This is a genomic window from Pseudomonas sp. DWP2-2 (genome assembly GCF_049897065.1).
Taxonomy (GTDB): Bacteria; Pseudomonadota; Gammaproteobacteria; order Pseudomonadales; family Pseudomonadaceae; genus Aquipseudomonas; species Aquipseudomonas paracarnis.
The window spans coordinates 39,959-58,225 of record NZ_JAFCVN010000002.1 but is presented as its reverse complement, the minus strand read 5'-3'; the positions used below and the strand labels follow the sequence as shown (position 1 = coordinate 58,225).

The 18,267-nt window shown below is 60.8% G+C and carries 18 protein-coding genes; 7 read left to right on the top strand and 11 right to left on the bottom strand.

Features of this window, described 5'->3' with window-relative positions; translation table 11 throughout:
* Window positions 1-220: 220 nt before the first annotated feature.
* Window positions 221-481 carry a YebG family protein gene (locus tag ACP7CZ_RS04245; RefSeq protein WP_003188807.1) on the top strand — a complete coding sequence of 87 codons (261 nt, stop codon included), beginning with the start codon at window positions 221-223 and terminating at the stop codon, window positions 479-481.
* A gap of 55 nt (window positions 482-536) precedes the next feature.
* Here ACP7CZ_RS04245 and ACP7CZ_RS04240 read toward each other — a convergent pair whose 3' ends face one another.
* Window positions 537-1,556, bottom strand: a complete 1,020-nt coding sequence (locus ACP7CZ_RS04240) for a Glu/Leu/Phe/Val dehydrogenase family protein (RefSeq protein ID WP_294163924.1) — start codon at window positions 1,554-1,556, stop codon at window positions 537-539.
* 187 nt (window positions 1,557-1,743) lie between these two features.
* On the opposite strand from ACP7CZ_RS04240, the gene ACP7CZ_RS04235 reads away from it, so the two are divergent.
* Window positions 1,744-2,547: a SirB1 family protein gene (locus ACP7CZ_RS04235; RefSeq protein ID WP_294163922.1), complete on the top strand. Its 804-nt coding sequence runs from the start codon at window positions 1,744-1,746 to the stop codon at window positions 2,545-2,547.
* 99 nt (window positions 2,548-2,646) lie between these two features.
* Here the strand turns inward: ACP7CZ_RS04235 and ACP7CZ_RS04230 are convergent, their stop codons facing one another.
* From ACP7CZ_RS04230 to hmgA, 4 genes are all read right to left on the bottom strand, one after another.
* Window positions 2,647-3,963, bottom strand: coding sequence for an MFS transporter (locus ACP7CZ_RS04230; protein WP_072447555.1), 1,317 nt, complete (start codon window positions 3,961-3,963; stop codon window positions 2,647-2,649).
* A gap of 147 nt (window positions 3,964-4,110) precedes the next feature.
* Window positions 4,111-4,746, bottom strand: coding sequence for a maleylacetoacetate isomerase (gene maiA / locus ACP7CZ_RS04225; RefSeq protein WP_032903326.1), 636 nt, complete (start codon window positions 4,744-4,746; stop codon window positions 4,111-4,113).
* Between the two features lie 12 nt (window positions 4,747-4,758).
* A complete protein-coding gene (fahA, locus tag ACP7CZ_RS04220; RefSeq protein WP_294163912.1) occupies window positions 4,759-6,045 on the bottom strand; it encodes a fumarylacetoacetase in 1,287 nt (428 codons plus the stop codon).
* Between the two features lie 3 nt (window positions 6,046-6,048).
* Window positions 6,049-7,332 (bottom strand): homogentisate 1,2-dioxygenase, encoded by a 1,284-nt coding sequence (hmgA, locus tag ACP7CZ_RS04215; protein WP_294163910.1) that lies wholly within the window; start codon window positions 7,330-7,332, stop codon window positions 6,049-6,051.
* A gap of 120 nt (window positions 7,333-7,452) precedes the next feature.
* Here hmgA and ACP7CZ_RS04210 point away from each other — a divergent pair, with 120 nt between their 5' ends.
* Window positions 7,453-8,232 (top strand): IclR family transcriptional regulator, encoded by a 780-nt coding sequence (locus ACP7CZ_RS04210; RefSeq protein ID WP_054897733.1) that lies wholly within the window; start codon window positions 7,453-7,455, stop codon window positions 8,230-8,232.
* A gap of 1 nt (window position 8,233) precedes the next feature.
* On the opposite strand, the gene dacB is transcribed toward ACP7CZ_RS04210, so the two are convergent.
* The 6 genes from dacB to ACP7CZ_RS04180 all read right to left on the bottom strand — a co-directional run bounded on the left by dacB (window position 8,234) and on the right by ACP7CZ_RS04180 (window position 15,245).
* Window positions 8,234-9,691, bottom strand: coding sequence for a D-alanyl-D-alanine carboxypeptidase/D-alanyl-D-alanine endopeptidase (gene dacB, locus ACP7CZ_RS04205; protein ID WP_294163906.1), 1,458 nt, complete (start codon window positions 9,689-9,691; stop codon window positions 8,234-8,236).
* Between the two features lie 169 nt (window positions 9,692-9,860).
* The gene (locus ACP7CZ_RS04200; RefSeq protein WP_197901197.1) at window positions 9,861-12,275 is read right to left on the bottom strand and encodes a TonB-dependent siderophore receptor; all 2,415 of its coding nucleotides are present in this window, start codon (window positions 12,273-12,275) and stop codon (window positions 9,861-9,863) included.
* A gap of 83 nt (window positions 12,276-12,358) precedes the next feature.
* Window positions 12,359-12,664: a GIY-YIG nuclease family protein gene (locus ACP7CZ_RS04195; RefSeq protein WP_060763558.1), complete on the bottom strand. Its 306-nt coding sequence runs from the start codon at window positions 12,662-12,664 to the stop codon at window positions 12,359-12,361.
* A 37-nt stretch (window positions 12,665-12,701) separates the two neighbouring features.
* Entirely contained in the window at window positions 12,702-13,172 is a 471-nt protein-coding gene (locus tag ACP7CZ_RS04190; RefSeq protein ID WP_054897730.1) for a nuclear transport factor 2 family protein, read from the bottom strand.
* Window positions 13,173-13,594: 422 nt separating this feature from the next.
* Entirely contained in the window at window positions 13,595-14,230 is a 636-nt protein-coding gene (locus tag ACP7CZ_RS04185) for a response regulator transcription factor (protein WP_034128686.1), read from the bottom strand.
* A 196-nt stretch (window positions 14,231-14,426) separates the two neighbouring features.
* A complete protein-coding gene (locus tag ACP7CZ_RS04180) occupies window positions 14,427-15,245 on the bottom strand; it encodes a response regulator (RefSeq protein ID WP_034128687.1) in 819 nt (272 codons plus the stop codon).
* Between the two features lie 270 nt (window positions 15,246-15,515).
* On the opposite strand from ACP7CZ_RS04180, the gene ACP7CZ_RS04175 reads away from it, so the two are divergent.
* The 4 genes from ACP7CZ_RS04175 to ACP7CZ_RS04160 all read left to right on the top strand — a co-directional run bounded on the left by ACP7CZ_RS04175 (window position 15,516) and on the right by ACP7CZ_RS04160 (window position 18,266).
* Window positions 15,516-16,271, top strand: coding sequence for a DUF1120 domain-containing protein (locus ACP7CZ_RS04175; protein ID WP_314547868.1), 756 nt, complete (start codon window positions 15,516-15,518; stop codon window positions 16,269-16,271).
* Window positions 16,272-16,305: 34 nt separating this feature from the next.
* Window positions 16,306-16,920 carry a DUF1120 domain-containing protein gene (locus tag ACP7CZ_RS04170; protein WP_197901195.1) on the top strand — a complete coding sequence of 205 codons (615 nt, stop codon included), beginning with the start codon at window positions 16,306-16,308 and terminating at the stop codon, window positions 16,918-16,920.
* 12 nt (window positions 16,921-16,932) lie between these two features.
* Window positions 16,933-17,556, top strand: coding sequence for a DUF1120 domain-containing protein (locus ACP7CZ_RS04165; RefSeq protein ID WP_054897725.1), 624 nt, complete (start codon window positions 16,933-16,935; stop codon window positions 17,554-17,556).
* 80 nt (window positions 17,557-17,636) lie between these two features.
* The gene (locus tag ACP7CZ_RS04160) at window positions 17,637-18,266 is read left to right on the top strand and encodes a DUF1120 domain-containing protein (RefSeq protein ID WP_365692009.1); all 630 of its coding nucleotides are present in this window, start codon (window positions 17,637-17,639) and stop codon (window positions 18,264-18,266) included.
* The last annotated feature ends 1 nt before the right edge of the window (window position 18,267 follow it).

Here is an 18,267-nt window from a genome sequence, read left to right as displayed (position 1 = left end):
TGGGTGACGCGGAGCGTCATGGGATGCATTCCCACGCGGAGCGTAGGAACGATCGACCATCGACCTCAGCGTGCCGTGCGAAATTTCCGGTTCAGCCCCCCATTTCCCAACTACATTAAAAACCTACTACCCAAACCCCGGCGTTTGGCTTATCCTTTTCGCTGTATATAAATACAGTAGTCGCAAAAGACAACTATCGTGAAGGCATGTGAGGTGGTGAATGGCCGTCGAAGTGGTATACCGCAGCAGCCGAGATCTGGAGCGTTTGTTCATGGATAAAGCCGAAGCTGACCGTCATGACAAGATGCTTGAACTCGCTGAGTTGCTGGCAGAGGTGTTGCAAAAAGCCGTGCCGTCGTTGAGCGAGCAGCAGGTGGAAGAAGCCGGGATCTACATGGCGAAGAACCGTGATGTATTTGCCAAGGCGTTCAAGAGCCAACCGGACGCATTGTCCGAGTTGCTGAACCCGGCGGCGGAGTAAAGCCCGAATTGAACAGGCCCTGAATCATGGATTCAGGGCCTTTTTAATGCCTGGCCTATTTGTACAGCAAGCGTTCGGCCAGTTCATCGGCCACCCGCGCGGGGGAGCGTTTTTCGGCTTGGGCGTGGGCAAAGATTTCGGTCAGGCGGCTGCCGATGTTCGACAGGTGCGCGGTGATGCTTGGCAGGTCGGTACCGGCGTGTTTGAGGGCGACGTAGATCAGCCCGCCAGAGTTGATCACATAGTCCGGTGCGTAGAGGATGCCGCGGCCTTCCAATTGGTCGGCGATGTCCAGGTTGGTCAGTTGAGCGCTGGCCGAACCCGCCACGGCGGCGCAACGCAACTGGCCGACGCTGTTACGGTTGAATACGGCGCCCACGCCGCACGGTGCGAGGATGTCGCAGGGCGTGCTGAGCAAGGCGTCGTTGGCAATCGGGTGGGCACCCAGTTGCTCCATGGCCAGTTGCACCTTGCCGTGGTCGATGTCGCTGACCAGCAGCTCGGCACCGGCGGCGTGCAATTGTTCGGCCAGGGCATAACCGACATTCCCCAGGCCTTGCACCGCGACGCGCAGGCCCTCGAGGTTGTCGCTGCCCAGGCGCGCCATGGCGGTAGTGCGGATACCGGCAAACACCCCCATGGCAGCATGAGGTGCAGGGTCTCCGGCGGCGGTGGTGCTGGTGACAAAGCGAGTGTTCTGGGCAATGCAGTCCATGTCGGCGACCGAGGTACCGCTGTCGATCGAGGTGATGAAGCGGCCGTCGAGTTTTTCCACACAACGGCCAAACGCCTCGAACAGCGCCGCACGGCTTTCCACGTGCACGGGGCGGATGATCACCGCCGTGCCGCCGCCCACCGGCAGTCCGGCCAGCGCGGCTTTGTAGCTCATGCCTTGCGCCAGGCGCGCGGCATCGGCCACGGCGGTTTCATCATTAGGGTAAGCCAGGTAGCGACAGCCACCCAACGCTGGGCCCAGGCGACTGTTGTGGATGGCGATGATCGCCTTCAAGCCGGTCACCGGATCAACGCTCAGGTGCAGCGATTCAAGGCGGGTGCTGTGCATGAGCGCAAACATCAATGGGCTCCCGAATCACTTCTGGTAGTGGGCCAAGTATAGGCTTGCGGCAGAAAACTGCTGGATTGCGCTGGAATAAGCCGCGCGTTTTCGTGGGATCTACGACATAAGAGCGTGGGATATCTCTCAAGATGCTGGACGAAAATTCGCAGCAAGGCTAAAACGGGGGCATATGCCGGAGAACTCAATGAATCCCCGCACCGCCTTTTTCGCCTGCCTGGACCGTTCACCCCCCGCGCTGTTTGAGGCCGCGCTGTGGATTGCTGCCGAGCATGACACCAGCGTGCAGCCGGCGTTGATCCTGCACGACCTTGGCGCGCTACAACAACAGGTCAGCCTGGGCATGCCCCTGTTACCGGCGGATGAACTCGGCCAGCCGCTGCTGCGGCGCATGAATGACATGGGGTTTGCCCAGGATGACCACACGCCGTTGCGCCCCGCCGCCGCGCTGTTGGACAAAGTGCTGCAACGCAAACGCGGGCAACCCTTGGCCATGGGCCTGATCGCACTGGAGATGGCACGGCGCCTGGATATCCCCCTAGTCGGCGTGAACTTCCCTGGGCACTTCCTGCTGCGGGTACCGGGAGCCGACCACCTGTTGGACCCTTGCGGCGGCCGGCGCCTGTACCCCAACGACTGTCGCGAGTTGCTGGCGCGCCAGTACGGGGCGAAACTGAAATTGCAGGCCGACCACCTACTGACCGCCGAGCCACGGGCCATCCTGCAACGGCTGTCGCGCAACCTGCGCCAACTCTACCTTGCCAACGACGAGCCACTGGCCGCCCTGGTGGACGCCGAGCGCGTACTGGAACTGGGCAACGCCAGCGCCTCCGACTACCTGGCGCGGGCCAGCCTGTATCAACGCCTGGACTGCCCCAGCGCCGAACGCTTCGACCTGGAACACGCCCTGCTGCTCAGCGACGACCCGATTCAGCGCCTGCGCCTGACCGAGCGGCTGGGGCACCTGCCGCCCAACTCAGTGGTGCACTGACCCCTGTAGGAGCGAGCTTGCTCGCGAAGAACGTGAACGATAACGCAGGCATCCTGGTTTAACGCGCTGTCCTTGCGGCCTTCGCGAGCAAGCTCGCTCCTACAGTGAAGGCGCCCGCACCTGAATAATCAACAACGCTGCAATCACCGCCGGAATCGCGCAGAAGAAGAAAATCTGCTCGACCGGTATATGCATCGCCAGCAGCAGGCTGCCAAACAGCGGTCCCAGAATCGATCCGAATCGCCCCACACCCAACGCCCAACCCGTGCCGGTGGCGCGCACGTGCGCCGGGTAGAAGTTGCTCGCGAAGGCATTGAGGGTCAGTTGCCCGCCGATGATGCAGAACCCTGCTGCAAACACGCAGGCCACCAGGTAGCGTGGGTTGTCGTGGTTCAAGCCCAGCAGGATGGTGCACAGCGCTGCCGCCGCCAGCACGCCGGACAGCAACCGCACTTTGCTTTTCAGACGGTCGGCAAACCAGGCCATGAGGATGGCGCCCAAGGTGCCAGCGAACAGGAACATGGAGGTGACCAGGTTGGCTTCGTTCAACGCCAGGCCGCTTTCGAGCAATAGCGACGGCAACCAACTGATCATGAAATACAGCAGGATCAGGCTGACAAAGAAAGTCGCCCAGATCAGCAGCGTCGGGCGCGCGTAGCCGTTGCGAAACAGCTCCACCACCGTCAGTTTGCTGCCCTGCTCCTGCAAGTTTTCAGCTTCGGTCGCCGGTGGCGGTTGCCAATCGGGCAGCATCCGCACCGTGACTTTGCGCAAACGCAGATACGGCGGCGCATCGCGCAACAGGCGCGGCAAGGATTCGGGCAACAGCCACACCAGGAACGGGAACAGCAGCAGCGGCGTCACACCACCCGCCAGGAACACCGCCTGCCAACCAAAACCATCGATAAACCCGGCCGCCACAAAGCCGCCTGCTGCGCCGCCGAACGAGAAGCCGCAGGCCGCCAGGGTCACCATCAAGGTGCGCATCCGCGGCGGCGAGTATTCAGACATCAATGCCATGGCACTGGGCATCGCGCCGCCCATGCCAATGCCGCAGATAAACCGCGCTGCCATCAACGTGGTCAGGGAATTGGCGAACACCATCAGTACCGTGAGGCTGGCGTAGATCAGCACGCATGCCAGCAGGATACGTCGCACGCCGAACCGATCCGCCAGCGGTGTCACCAGCAGCGAGCCCAGGGTGAGGCCCAGCAGGTTGGCGCTGAACACGGGGCCAAACGCGGACTTTTCCAGGCCCCAATCCTGGGCCAGCGCCGGCACTACATAGCCCAGCACCTGGGCGTCATAGCCATCGGTGACCAGTAACAGTGCCAGCAGCAGGAGAATCAACCATTGGTAGCGCGACACCGGGCGGGCGTCGAGTGCCGCACGAAAGCTGGCAATCTGATTGTGCATCGCAAGGTACCTGTTTTTTTATGATTGTTCCCACGCTCTGCGTGGGAATACAGCCCTGGACGCTCCGCGTCCGTTTTTAGAGCCGTGACGCAGAGCGCCACATGAGGCGTTCCCACGCTGAGCGTAGGAACGATCATTACAGGGGGTTCAGGGGGTGTCAGGCTGACTGGCGGGGTGGGCCTGCACGAAGGCCGGATGTTGGGCCGCCAACGCCGCCACCCGCCCAATGCGTGGGTACGCCGCCAAGGGCACCTTGAAACGCTCGGCCGCGTACAGCTGCGGGATCAGAAACGCATCGGCCAAGCCCGGCTGCTCGCCAAAGCAAAACCCGGTGTCGCCAATCAACTGCTCCACCGCGCCCAGGCCCTGGCTGATCCAGTGTCCGATCCACTCCAGCAATTGCGCCTCATCGTGCCCCCACTTGCGCAGCAAGTTCTGGGTACTGGAGTTATGCAACGGGTGGATATCACAGGCGATGATCGACGCCACCGCCCGCTCATGAGCGCGCGCTACCAGGTCTTTGGAGAGCAACGGCACCTGGGGATAACGCTCCTCCAGGTACTCAATGATCGCCTGTGACTGGATCAGCAACGCCCCTTCATCAGTACGCAATGCCGGCACCCGCCCTTGGGGGTTGATCGCCAGGTATTCAGGCTGGCGGTTGGCGCCGCCTGCCGGCACCAGCAGGTTGACCGGCAGCGCGGTGAAATCCAGGCCTTTGAGAGCCAAGGCAATACGTACTCGATACGACGCGGTAGAACGGTAGTAAGTATAGAGTTCCATGGCCCTGCCCTCTCAGCGCGCCGCAACCACGGTACCGCGGCATTCGCCGAAGCCGATGGAGGCAAAGCCCTCTCGGCTGCAACGGGCACGCAGAATGATTTCGTCGCCGTCTTCAAGGAATTTACGTACCTCGCCGGAGGCCAATTCAATCGGCTTCTTGCCGCCTTCGGTAATTTCCAACAGGCTGCCGAACTGCCCCGGCTGCGGGCCAGACAACGTGCCCGAACCAAACAGGTCACCCGCCTGCAACTGGCAGCCATTGACGCTGTGGTGCGCCACCATTTGCGCCACGGTCCAGTACATATGCTCGGTGTTGCTCAGGGTCAGGCGATGGGCGGGCAGGTTTTGCTCACGCATCGAGGCCGTGGTGAGCAGCACTTGCAGTTCGATATCAAAGGCGCCCGCGTTCTGATCACGCTTATCCAACAGGTAAGGCAGCGGTTGCGGATCACCTTCAGGGCGCGGCGGCTGGGCTTTGCGGAAAGGCTCCAAGGCTTCGGCAGTCACCACCCACGGCGAGATGCTGGTGATAAAGCTTTTCGACAAGAACGGCCCCAGCGGCTGGTACTCCCAGGCCTGGATATCCCGCGCCGACCAGTCGTTGAGCAGGCAGAAACCGGCGATATGCTCGGCGGCATCACCAATGGCAATCGCATCGCCCATGGCATTGCCCTGGCCGATCCAGATGCCCAGCTCCAACTCATAGTCCAGGCGCGCGCATGGGCCAAAGGTCGGCGCGGACTGCCCGGCTGGCAAGGTCTGGCCCTTAGGGCGTCGCACCTCTGTACCCGAGGGACGAATGGTCGAGGCACGGCCGTGGTAACCAATCGGCACGTACTTGTAGTTCGGCAACAGCGGGTTATCGGGGCGGAACAATTTGCCGACGTTTTGCGCGTGCTCGATGCCGACGTAGAAGTCGGTGTAGTCATTGATCTTGGCCGGCAGGTGCATCTGGCAATCGGCGGCACGGTGCAGCACTTGCGCCTCGCGGGTTTGCAGCTTGCTGCCTTCGGCCAGCAGTTCCAGCAGGCGCTGGCGCAGGGCAACGCGAGGCCCACGGCCCAGTTCGAAAAACGCGTTCAACTGCCCGCCCGCAGTGGCTTCGACGGCGCGCCGGGCGTCACCGTCAAACTCATCCAGCGCGGCGTGCAGGTCGAGGATCATGTCGCCAATCGCCACGCCACTGCGCGGGGCCGAGCCGTTGATACTGAACACGCCCAGGGGCAGGTTTTGCAGGGGGAAATCCGCGTGACCATTGGCCGAGGCCACCCAGCTGCGGGTCTGCGTTGGTTGAGTCATGGGTTATCTCCGGTTCGGGTTGAAGGTGGCGGGCAGCGAGGCCCAGCACGCGTCGTAAGCAGGTTGCAGTTGGGGGCACTCCAGGGCGAACTGGGTCGGACGCAGCACTTGGCTGGTCTCGAACATGAAGGCCATGGTGTTATCGATCTTGTGCGGCGCCAGGTCCACGTTGATGGCCTTGGTGCAGGTCTCGCCATCCGGGCCGTGGGCGCTCATGCAGCTGTGCAGCGACGCGCCGCCGGGTACGAAGCCTTCGGCCTTGGCGTCGTAGGCGCCCTGGATCAGGCCCATGTATTCGTTCATGAGGTTGCGATGGAACCACGGCGGCCGGAAGGTGTTCTCGGCCACCATCCAGCGCGGCGGGAAGATCACGAAGTCGAGGTTGGCCAGGCCGTGCACGCTGGTGGGCGAGGTCAGCACGGTGAAGATCGACGGATCCGGATGGTCAAAACTCACCGTGCCAATGGTGTTGAAGCGACGCAGGTCGTATTTGTACGGCACGTTATTACCGTGCCAGGCGACCACGTTGAGTGGTGAGTGATCCAGCTCGCAGGCCCACAGTTCGCCGAGGAATTTCTGTACCAGCGTGGTCGGTTGCTTGAGGTCTTCGTAACGGGCGACGGGCGTGAGGAAATCGCGCGGGTTAGCCAGGCCGTTGCTGCCAATCGGCCCCAGGTCAGGCAGGCGCAGCGGGGCGCCATGGTTTTCAGCGACGTAGCCGCGGGCTTGCGCGTCCAGCAGTTCGATACGGAACTTGAGGCCACGGGGCAGCACGACGATTTCCAGCGGCTCGACATCCAGCACGCCCAGTTCGGTGGCGATGCGCAAGCGGCCCTGCTCCGGCACGATCAGCAACTCGCCGTCGGCGTTGAAGAACACGCGCTCCATGGAACGATTGGCGCGGTAGTTATAAATGCTGATGCCCGAAGGTTTTTCCGACCCCGAGTTGGCAACCATGCCGACCAGTCCATCGATAAAGTCCGTGGGTTCACCCGGAATATCCAGCGGGTTCCAGCGCAGGCGGTTGGGCGTCACCGCCCCCAGCGGGCCACCGGCCAATTGCCGCGCAAGTTTGACGAACGCCGGGTGATTGGCGGACGGCTGGATGCGGTACAGCCAAGTGCGCCGGGCTTCGCTACGCGCCATGGTGAAGGCAGTGCCGGAAAACAGTTCGGTGTAGAGCCCGCAGGGGGCTTTTTGCGGCGAGTTCTGGCCGACCGGCAGCGCGCCAGGCAAGGCTTCGCTGGCGAATTCGTTGCCGAAACCCGAAAGGTATTCGAGGTCCATGGATCTTCCTCTGTACAGAAGTTGTTTTTATCGTAATCCAGTTACGCATAACGTAATTTGATCACTGTCGACCGTCAAGCTATAAAGACGCCCATTCATCTCTCGGATTCTCGCCCTTCCATGGAAAAGCCCCGCGACACCGGTAAACAGAAAGTCCGCTCGGCGGAAGTCGGCACCGATATTCTCAAGGCCCTGGCCGAACTGTCCCCGGCCACCTCGCTGTCACGCCTGGCCGAGCATGTGCAGATGCCAGCGAGCAAGGTCCACCGCTATTTGCAGGCGCTGATCGCCTCGGGTTTTGCCGAACAGAACAGCGCCACCAACCATTACGGCCTGGGCCGCGAAGCGTTGCGCGTGGGGCTGGCGGCGCTGGGCAGCATGGATGTGTTGAAAGTCGGCGCCATGCCCTTGGCCGAACTGCGCGATGAGTTGAATGAAACCTGCTTTCTGGCGGTGTGGGGCAACCAGGGCGCGACCGTGGTGCAGATTGAGCCGGCCGTGCGCGCCGTCACCGTGGTGACGCAGTTGGGCTCGGTGTTGCCGCTGCTCAGTTCGTCCACCGGGCTGGTGTTCAGCGCCTACTTGCCGTCGCGGGAAACCGTGGAGCTGCGCGAACGCGAGGTTCAAGCCGGCACCGCTCACACCTTGGCGGACGATCAGGCCTATGCCAGCGTGTGCGAGCAAATCCGCAGCCGCGGCCTGCACTTTGTACATGGCCTGCTGATGCCCGGCGTGGATGCGTTGTCGGCGCCGGTGTTCAATGCGGTCGGGCAAGTCGCGGCGGTGATGACCGTGGTCGGCCCAACCTCGCTGTTCCATGCCGATGAAGATGGCCCGGCGGCGCAGCACTTGCTGGCGGCGACCCGGGCCGTGAGTTGGCGGATGGGCTATCAGCCCTGAATCACTCGTCGCTGCGCGCCAGCGCCACGGCCACGCGATCCTCCAACGCCTTGACCTGCGCGCCGGCCACCACGTAGTTGTTGGTCAGCATCGAGAACACCAGCTTGCGCCCGCCGGCAGTGGTGATGTATCCACTCAATGACGACACGCCGCCCATGGAGCCGGTCTTGGCGTGCAGGTTGTTTTGCGCCTGCGTGTCGCGCAAGCGATAGCGCAGGCTGCCGCCGGTCATGCGGTCGGTGTTGCCGGCAATCGGCAGCGCGTTGTACCAGGCGTCGAACCACGGCTGTTTGCTGGCGGCCAGCAGCAGGTCGGTGAGGGTTTGCGACGACACCAGGTTGCGCCGCGACAGGCCTGAGCCGTCGACCTGACTGAATGTGGCGGTTTCCAGCCCCTGGCGCTTGAGGAACCCGGCCACCGCCAGAGCACCCGCCGCTGCCGTGCCGCTATTGGCCGTCTTGCGCCCCATGGCCTTGAGCAAGGCTTCAGACATATTGTTGTTCGAAAGCTTGAGCAGCGGTGTGATCAACGCCTGTAACGGCGCCGATTGGTGCTCGGCCAGCACCGTTACCGCCGTCGGGCTTGCCCCGCCCATCACCCGACGCCCCAGTACGGTGATGCCCTGTTGCGCCAGGGCTTGTTCAAACAGATTCGCGACCAGTTGCGTTGGCTCCCAGACGCTGACCAATTGCTGGCTCTGCTTTCCCGGCGCTACTGCGCCGCTGAGTTGCAACAGGTTGGTGCCGTGACGGCGATTGATTCCATAGCTGTTGCCCGGTCCGCTCATGGCATGGTTGCTCAGTTGCAGGTAATCAGTAGGCGGGAAAATATCGACACTCACCGGCGAGCCGTTCCGCAATGGCGCCTTGGCCGTAACCAGTACGCTGCCCGCATCAAAATCCGCATTGGGCGCCACGGTCAGCGCCGAAATCTGCGCGCCGTAGTAGGTGGTTTCATCGTCATGGGACCAATCCACCCCCAATCGCTCGGCATCGAACCAGGTGTCGTCGAACACCAGATCGCCCTGCACCTGGCGCACGCCCTGGCTGGCCAATTGCGCGGCCAGCGCCTGGTAGTCGGCAAACTGAATGCTCGGGTCGCCCAGGCCACGCAGGTACAGGTTGCCGGTCAGGCGGTCGCCCTGGCGTATGCCGTTGCTCAGCAGTTGGGTGGCGAAGCGGTATTGCGGCCCTAGCACATCCATGGCCGCCGCCGTGGTCAACAGCTTGAGGTTGGACGCGGGCACCAGCCGGGTGCGTGGGTTGTGCTGATACAGCGTGGAGCCCGTGCGGGCGTCACGTACCATCAGCGAGACCGTAGCACCTTGCAGCGCCGGATCGCTCAGCAGTTTATCCAGGGTTGCCGGAGTGGAAGTTTGGGAGACGCTGGCGCAGCCGCCCAGTAAAAAACTCAAACCGACCAGCAGGGTGCCGGTGCGTAGCCATTTTCCAAAGTACATCAGTAGCGTTTTCCATAAGCATGCAATGGCGGCAACGCTAACAGCTCGCTATCAATGTGGCGACCGCTTTCCTGTAGGATCTGGCTTGCCTGCGATGCAGACAACTCGGTGTATCAGGTAAACCCAGTCGATGCCATCGCAGGCAAGCCAGCTCCCACAGATAAATGAATCAGAAGGTCAAGGTACTGGACACCGACACCTGCCGCGCATCGCCCATGGACACAAACTGCGTATTCACCGAGGACGTGTAGTAGGTACGGTCGAACAGGTTTTTCACGTTGAGCTGGAACTTGACCTTTTGCCCCTCAAGCTTGGTGTCGTAGCTGGCGAACACATCAGCCACGGTGTAGCTGGGCAGCTCGAAACTGTTGGCCGCGTCCCCTGCCCGCTCGCCGACATAACGCGCCCCGGCGCCGATGCGCAGTTGATCACCGCCCAGGATGCTGCCGAAGTCATACACCGCTGACAGCGAGCCGGTGCTTTTTGCCACGTTCTGCAGGCGGTTGCCTTTGAGCTTGGGGTCTTCGGTGACCTCGGCATCGGTGTAGGCATAGCTGCCGATCAGGCTCCACTTATCCGTCAGCTGGCCGCTGGCATCCAACTCCAGACCACGGGAGCGCACTTTGCCGGCCACGCTGTACTCCGAGGTCAGGCCCTCGCCTACCTGCACCAACACGTTGCGTTTATCGATGGTGAACAACGCTGCGCTGGCGGTGATACGCCCCGGCAGGTCGAACTTGGTACCCAGCTCCCAGGCTTTGGATTCCTCCGGCTGCAAACTGCCATTCAACACGGTTTTATTGGCCAGTGGCGCGATGGTGGAGTTGGGTTTGAACGACTCGGTGTAGCTGCCGTAGAACGACAATTCGTCACTGTAGCGATACACCAACCCGGCCCGAGGCACCCACTTCTGGCCATTGCCGTCGGTGTTGGCGGTGAACGGCACGCCTTTGCCGGCGTATTGGTCGTACATCTGGTAGCGCGCACCGCCGACCAGAATCCATTGATCGTTGAGGTGGATGGCATCCTGGAAGAACAGCGAATCGCTGCGCAAAAGATCGGTCTGGTTGCTGTCCGGCGCGCTGACTTTGGAACCGGCGACTTCGTTGCCGTATACCGGATTGGTGTAATCAAAGCTGCCCCGCGGTGCCTGGCGGATCAGGTCGGCGCGGTAGATCTTGCGGTACTCATCGTCCAGGCCGAACACCAGGTCGTGCTGCATACCCGCGACATCTACCTTGCCTTCGAGGCTGGCGGTGGCGAAGCGGTCGGTGGTCAGCGCGCCCTGGGTGCCGTCCATGCTGCGGGTCAGGGTGCCGTTGGTGTTGACCTTGACCACGCGCACCTGGCTGGCGTCGTAGGTCTCGCGGTTCCAGCTGTAACCGAAGTGGGCTTTCCAGTCGTCGTTGAGATCATGATCGACAGTCAGGCGGTACAGATCGGAGCGCCCTTCCATATTGTTGAACGGTTCATCCAGACGGCGAGTGGCGGGGATGTTCAACGGATGGTTGGTCTTGGGATCGATGGCGGTGCCACGGTCGAACGGGGCGAGAAATTCGCGGTGCTCATAGGCCAGCAGCACTTGGGTGGTGTCGCCATACCAGGCCAGGGACGGCGCCACCAGGGTTTCGCGGTGGGTGCCGTAGTTGCGCCAGTAATCTTCGTCTTCATGGTCGAGGATCAGGCGATAAGCCAGGCCGCTGTCACCCAGGGGCCCGGTGGTGTCGAGGTTACCGCCGCTGCCGTTCTTGCCGCTGCCGAAGGTCGAACCGCGTGCGGTCAGGGAGGTGGACTGCACCAGCTCAGGCTTTTTGCTGACGATATTGACTACACCGCCTGGGTCCTGGATGCCATACAACAGCGACGACGGGCCCTTGAGCACTTCGACGCGCTCGGCTGTCGCGTTCAAGGCACGGCCCTGCACCATCGGCATACCGTCCTTCATGATCGAGCCGTTACGGTTGTCGCCAAAGCCGCGCAACATCACCGCGTCCTGGGTGCTGCCGAGGGTGTTTGTCTGGGTGATACCGCTGATATTGCCCAGCGCGTCATCCAGGTTGCGCGGTTGCTGGTCGCGCAGCACTTGAGCAGGCACTACGTTGACGGTTTGTGGGGTTTCCAACAGCAACCCATGGGAGCGCATTACCGAGCTGGTCGGCGGCGGTTGGTAGCTGGTGCTGTCCTGGGTGAGGTCGGCGCCGCTGATGGTGGTAGCGCCGAGGTTGACCGCGCCGTCGGTTGGCACCGGCTCCAGCGCCAGGGTGCGGGCATCGATCTGGCGGAACGTGAAGCCGGATCGGCTCAGCAGGCGTTGCAGCGCCTGGCTCGCCGTCATCGGCCCGCTGACTGCCGGGGCATTGAGGCCGTAGGGCGCTTCATCGGTATAGATCACGCTGATGCCGGTGACCCGGCTGAACTCGCTCAGGGCCTGGGGCAGTGGTTTGGCTGCCAGGGCAAAATTGAACTGGGCGCTGTGCTGCTCCTGCGCACGCGCAACGCTCAAGGGCAGCAACGCCAGCCCCGACACTGCCAAGACCGAAGCTCCCAGCCACTGTTTTACCCAACCGCCCGCCGTCGACTTCATGCTCTGAGAACCCGTGTTGAAAACGCTGTTAATGCGAATAGATCGCAGTTTCAAGCACTACACGGATGGGGCGCAGGTTTACCTCACATGGGTTCGCAACTATTTTTGTGTATGCCGCCCTCGAGGCCACTCGCGGCCAGGCACTCCTTGGCACTCTTCTTCAATTTCTTGATCAAGCGCTCCTGACGCAGCGCCTCGCCCTTGCTCGCACATTGCTCGGTATAGACCAAGGCCACGGCAGGGCTGGACAGAAAAAACCGTGCGCCCTTGCCGCTTTGGTGCGAGGCAAACCGGCGCACGGGGTCATTGCTGATACCGCAGTACAGCGAGCCATTGGCGGCCCGCACCAGATAGACGAACCAGGGTTTGGGTTCAGAGGGATCAGTCACAAGTCGATGTCGGCAAACCAGAAGAGCGCCAAGCTTATCAACGCCCGGCCTGAAATGCCTTCAAGCCTTTGAGCGCCTGGGCACGTACCGCGTTTTTCAGCGCGGGCGACCAACCCAGTAACAGGCCCTTGAGGCCCAACGCCTGGCGCGACCAACGCCACAGGTCGAAGTGGTCGTGGTGTTCACAGATCTTGCCGTCACGGAACACGAACCGCGCACCGATATCGTTGACCACGGTATTGCCGGTGGCGCTGAACAAATACGTCGCCACCCAATGGGCACTGCCGGTGCTGTCATCGCTGCGCACATGGTCGAACGTCAGGGAAAAATCCTTGGCCCGCGTGGTAAGCATGCGCCACATATCACCGGCATCCCGCCCGCGCAGTTCGCCGAACGCCGGGTCGCTGAAGACCACATCGTCGGTGTAGCAAGCGGCCATGGCCTCGGCGTCAAGGCGCTGAAAGGCCTCATAGAAGCGGTGGATCAGAGCATCGTGGGCAGCACTCATGGGCAGGTTCCGCAGCAATTATTGTCAGGCCTGCACGATAATCCGCACAGGCCGCGAAGACCATGGGCATTCATGACAAAAATAGCGCTGCCGTCGATCTGGATCTCTTCAGCGGTCGGCAGTGCGGACTTGAACACTAGCCGCGCGGCCTTGACGGCTATCAATGCAGGCGCGTTGCAACTGACCTCCGTCAGGGTTGCATCACTTACGGTCGATCAACCAGCGGTTACGCGGGCACAAGCAAGTACATCGCACAATGGGTATTTCGCCTCAACTAATTTGACCGGGATTTTAAACAACCCTCAACTAATGCCAGCAGGCTCTAACAACAAGTTAGAGCACTTAGCGCACCAGACCCATACAACTAATACGAATCCTGCACTTGGCCTTTAGTTAAACCACTGTCATAAAACTGCAACTTTCTAAGGCACCATTCCCGATGCACGCGCATAGGCGAACAGTTCAACATCGGTAGAGATACTCAGCCGCTGCATCGCTGTACTTTTCTGTTTGCTGATAGTGGAAATACTCCGGTGGACCTTGGCCGCGATCTGGCTGACCGTCATGCCGCTGGCCAACATACGCACCACCTCGCTCTCCTTGCCGGACAACTGCGGCTCATGGGACTGATTGCCTGTCCCCGCCTCCACCAGTTGCACCCGCAGGCATTCACTGGCGAAGGTCTGGCCGGCGCACACGGCTTTGATCGCCAGGGGCAACTCCTTGGCAGAGGCACTTTTGGCGACCACTGCCTTGGCACCATGGGCGAAGGAGGCACGCAGGGTGGCAACGTTGGCGAACATCGTCACCAGGATCACTGGCACGTTCGGGTACTGACGACGCAACAGGCTCAACAGGCTGTAGCCATCAGCTTGCTGACCGCCCGGCATGGCAAAATCGGTGACCAGCACATCACATGCCGTAGTACTCAATACCCCGAGCAATTGATCGGGACCGTCGGCTTCGCCGACCACCTTGCACTTGCCATTCGCCTCAATCACGACTCTCTGCCCGACTCGAACAATAGGGTGATCGTCAGCAATAATTACTCGAAGCATAGATACCTACGAATGGTGGCAACTTGAATCCGCGCAAAATACCTCTGTCAGCGCTCATCAACAACTACTAACAAAGACCCACTTGCAGCCGAAGCCAATGTTTAGTAGCGGCTATTTTTTGGACTACAACATAATAGGAAACCACCTACAGCAAAAACTAGACTTCCAAATAACTTAAACCCTCTGTAAACACCTTTCACAGAGTGGACAGATAATCCAGATAGGTGCGCAAGCGTGCCTGGAACGATGTCAACTCCGCCTGGTGCGCAGACACGCCATCGCGCTGAACCTGCTCGATCAACCTCACGGCACAGGACTCAAGCCCTGTTCCTCCTATAAATACCAGGCTACCCGTCAATCGATGCAGGCGTTCGGCGGTCAATGATGCGTTCAATGCGGCACAGGCACGGCCCAACAGGTCGTGATCTTGCCAAGCCTCGACCAGCAGATTTTCCAACAGTTGATTGACCACCTGTTCACTGCCAAACGTCGCGACCAGGCTCGCGCGGGCGGGCCACCCCATAACCTTCGCAACAGGCTCCGCACCGATAGGCATGTGATCGGCACCCGGGAGCCATCGCGCCAAAACGGCACTTAATTGTTCCAGGGTCAGAGGCTTGAGCAGCCAGGCATCCATGCCCGCGTCGCGGCAGCGCTGGGGGCTGTCGTTTTGCAGGTCGGCGGTCAACGCGATGATCGGCACTCGCCTCAAGCCGACGTGGTGCTCATATTGGCGAATGGCGCGGGCCATGCTGTAACCGTCCATGACGGGCATCTGGCAATCAGTGATCACCAGGTCAAAGGGCCGACGAGCATAAGCCACTCGCCCGAGATACCCGTCGGCGACCAGCTCATGGTCCAACCCGAGTTTTCGCAGCAAGCAACCCAGCAATAGACGGTGGGCTGAATGATCCTCCGCCACCAGGACATGCAACTGCCGCCAGTGAGGCGGGGGAGTAACAGGCGATCTCGATTTGCGGCTCGCGCCTGCGGTTGAACCTGACAGCGAACCCATCAGTACCTCTTCGTAGCTATTGATCCGGCAGCAACCTTCGGCACTGGCGCAATAGCCATAGAGGCCTACTTAGGCAGCAACGATCGCCACATTCCTTTGAATGCTATCGACAAAAAACCAATAACCTTTTGAATGGCTTAAAGCCGATACAACAACTACGAAAAAACGCGAACTCACCCTATTCGATCCACCCTGCCAATGTCGTATTAGTTGTATTTCCCCCGCGCACGCTCCTCGCTAAATTGTGCCCCACCCCAAAAGAGGGACGGCTTGCCACTCCCCGGCAGCCGCAAAAAATATCGAGACCGTCGCACCGACAACCACCCGCCGACACCGAAGCGGGCGTTGCGTTGCACGCACCTCTATCTGCCAGCCTGCAATGGAAAAAACAGAAAAATGAAGAGCCATGTAGCCCTATTGAGCAGTGCCCTGCTGCTCGCCATGAGTTCATCGGTATTCGCTGCCAGCAGCGTGGACCTGGCCGTCAAAGGGTTGATCACGCCCAGCGCCTGTGCGCCTAGCCTTTCAAGCGGCGGGATTGTCGATCACGGGAAAATTTCGGCCAAGGATTTGAGGCCGGATGGATGGACCGTGCTTAAAAGTCACAACCTGCAACTGGGCATCACGTGCGATGCGCCAACCCTGCTAGCCCTGAAGGGCATTGATAACGTTGGTGACGCCCACGATCCGAGGAACAGCTATGGCCTGGGCTTGGTCAGCGGAAAAAAATTAGGCAGTTTCTCCCTGACCTTAAGCAATCCGATCGCCGATGGCGCAGCGATCTCCATGATTGAGTCCTCGGATAACGGCCTCACCTGGCGGGCAAGTTTCCCGGGTGACATGTGGCCAGCCTCCTACCTCGCTTCGTTTGGCGACAACACCACCGGCAGGTGGGCACCCACCCCGGTCCAGCAGGTGTTGGCAGACCTCATGGTGGCAACCATCATCGCGCCGACAGCAGGAATGGATCTGACCACAGAGGTTCCAATCAACGGGTCCGCCACGCTTGAAGTCAAATACCTATAACGCCTCTGCCCCATGCCCAAGGAGATTCACTGACATGAATGTTTTTGCATCCGGCCTGATAGGCGCCTTGCTCCTCAGCCCGACAGCATTCGCCGCCAGCAACACAGACTTGCTCGTGCGCGGCAGCATCACCCCCAGCGCTTGCTCACCAGTCATCTCCGGCGGCGGGACTGTGGACTTCGGCAAGGTGTCGGTCAAGGACCTCAACACCGACACCTACACCGATCTGCCCAGAGAAACCATGCTGTTGAGTGTGCGCTGCGACGGGCCGACGTACTTCACCCTCAACACCATCGACAACCGTTCAGGCACCGCCGCCAGCCACTTCAGCTGGCATGGGCTGGGCACCACACCCAGTGATGAAAAAGTCGGCGATGCCGGGCTGGGTCTCTATATGCCCGTGGCCGACGGCGTCTCCGTGCGCACCATCACCTCAAGGGATGGCGGCGTGACCTGGATGCCTTCGGTGATGCTCAGCCATACCTTGCTGACGGCGATCGCCCACAGCGACGACGTGATACCGATTGCAGTTCAGGAACTGGACGCCGAGATCCGCCTGATCACCCACATCGCACCTGCCAACAACCTGACGTTGACCGACGAAGTCCCTATCGACGGTCACGCCACCGTACAAGTCAATTACCTTTAAGGAGTCCCTACGATGAAAACCCGATTGACCACCCTGGCCGCCGGCGTATTGCTGCTCGGCTCGGCGACAACCTTCGCTGCATCGTCCGTTGACCTGACCGTCAAGGGGCTGATCGTGCCCAGCGCTTGCACACCCAGCTTGTCCGGTGGTGGCGTGGTCGACCACGGCAAGATTTCCGCCAAGGATCTGAATCTGGACGACGCAACATATCTGGATAAACGCACCCTGACGATGACGGTCAACTGTGACGCTCCGATTCAGTTTGCCCTGCACCCGATCGATAACCGTGCAAGTTCCAGCATGGACAGCTCGTACTTTGGCCTGGGTTTTATCAACGATACCCAGAAACTGGGTTACTACTACCTCACCTTGAGCAACCCGGTCGCCGATGATGGCGTTGTAGTGCAGACGATCGGTTCCACTGACCAGGGCCAGACCTGGTTCAAAGAGAAGTTCCTGGACCCAGGCCTGTACATGTCAGTTGCCTCAATGGAGGACCTTACCCTGCCCCTGGCGGTCAAGGACTTGAGCGTTGATGTGGGTGTAAGCACTGCAATTCACCGCGCCGACGGCCTGGACCTGAGCAACGAAGTGACCATCGACGGCTCCGCCACCCTTGAAGTGAAGTACCTCTGACCCATGGCGCCCCATGCCCTCATCCTTGATGGGCATGGGCTTCGCCGTGGGCTGTGTTCACCTGTGCCAGTGATGAATCGATGACTAAGTTCACCCGTTGCCTTGCCGTGTTGTGGTTATCCCTGTGCGCTGCGGCCAAGGCCAGTGCGGGCACCGCTGTCGACCTTACGGTAACCGGTCGTGTGACACCGGATGCCTGCTATATCGAGCTGTCGGATGAAGGTTTCGTCGACCACGGAAAGATCCCCGCACACACCCTCCTTGTCGACGAATTCACCGTGCTGCCCAGCCGACAACTCGAACTGCAGGTGCAATGCGCCAGGCCCATGCTGTTTGCGCTGGTGGGTATCGACAATCGTGCGGAGTCTTCCCTGGCACCGGATTTTTTCTATGGGCTGGGCAGAAACATCCATGCACCGGACGAACGCCTCGGCTCCGTGGCGTTGTCGTACCGCAACCCAGTGGGGGACTCACAGACTATGCAGGTCCTGGCCTCCACCAACAGCGGCGAAAGCTGGACGCCCGAGCCCAATGGCTACCCGCGATCCTATATGGCCTTTGCCCCGACGGGCGACCGTCAGCCCGACTTCATCAGCCAGTTGAGGGTCCAGCTTCAAGTGGACACCGCCATCAACTTTTCGCAGTACCTGACCCTGAATCAGGAAGTGCCCCTCGACGGCTCCATTGTTCTGGATTTGCGTTACCTCTGAC

What these genes read in the sequence shown, in the direction of transcription:
- ACP7CZ_RS04245 (WP_003188807.1), top strand. Translation starts at nt 221, where the DNA reads ATGGCCGTCGAAGTGGTATACCGCAGCAGCCGAGATCTGGAGCGTTTG.
- ACP7CZ_RS04240 (WP_294163924.1), bottom strand. Translation starts at nt 1,556, where the DNA reads ATGTTTGCGCTCATGCACAGCACCCGCCTTGAATCGCTGCACCTGAGC.
- ACP7CZ_RS04235 (WP_294163922.1), top strand. Translation starts at nt 1,744, where the DNA reads ATGAATCCCCGCACCGCCTTTTTCGCCTGCCTGGACCGTTCACCCCCC.
- ACP7CZ_RS04230 (WP_072447555.1), bottom strand. Translation starts at nt 3,963, where the DNA reads ATGCACAATCAGATTGCCAGCTTTCGTGCGGCACTCGACGCCCGCCCG.
- maiA (WP_032903326.1), bottom strand. Translation starts at nt 4,746, where the DNA reads ATGGAACTCTATACTTACTACCGTTCTACCGCGTCGTATCGAGTACGT.
- fahA (WP_294163912.1), bottom strand. Translation starts at nt 6,045, where the DNA reads ATGACTCAACCAACGCAGACCCGCAGCTGGGTGGCCTCGGCCAATGGT.
- hmgA (WP_294163910.1), bottom strand. Translation starts at nt 7,332, where the DNA reads ATGGACCTCGAATACCTTTCGGGTTTCGGCAACGAATTCGCCAGCGAA.
- ACP7CZ_RS04210 (WP_054897733.1), top strand. Translation starts at nt 7,453, where the DNA reads ATGGAAAAGCCCCGCGACACCGGTAAACAGAAAGTCCGCTCGGCGGAA.
- dacB (WP_294163906.1), bottom strand. Translation starts at nt 9,691, where the DNA reads ATGTACTTTGGAAAATGGCTACGCACCGGCACCCTGCTGGTCGGTTTG.
- ACP7CZ_RS04200 (WP_197901197.1), bottom strand. Translation starts at nt 12,275, where the DNA reads ATGAAGTCGACGGCGGGCGGTTGGGTAAAACAGTGGCTGGGAGCTTCG.
- ACP7CZ_RS04190 (WP_054897730.1), bottom strand. Translation starts at nt 13,172, where the DNA reads ATGAGTGCTGCCCACGATGCTCTGATCCACCGCTTCTATGAGGCCTTT.
- ACP7CZ_RS04185 (WP_034128686.1), bottom strand. Translation starts at nt 14,230, where the DNA reads ATGCTTCGAGTAATTATTGCTGACGATCACCCTATTGTTCGAGTCGGG.
- ACP7CZ_RS04180 (WP_034128687.1), bottom strand. Translation starts at nt 15,245, where the DNA reads ATGGGTTCGCTGTCAGGTTCAACCGCAGGCGCGAGCCGCAAATCGAGA.
- ACP7CZ_RS04170 (WP_197901195.1), top strand. Translation starts at nt 16,306, where the DNA reads ATGAATGTTTTTGCATCCGGCCTGATAGGCGCCTTGCTCCTCAGCCCG.
- ACP7CZ_RS04165 (WP_054897725.1), top strand. Translation starts at nt 16,933, where the DNA reads ATGAAAACCCGATTGACCACCCTGGCCGCCGGCGTATTGCTGCTCGGC.
- ACP7CZ_RS04160 (WP_365692009.1), top strand. Translation starts at nt 17,637, where the DNA reads ATGACTAAGTTCACCCGTTGCCTTGCCGTGTTGTGGTTATCCCTGTGC.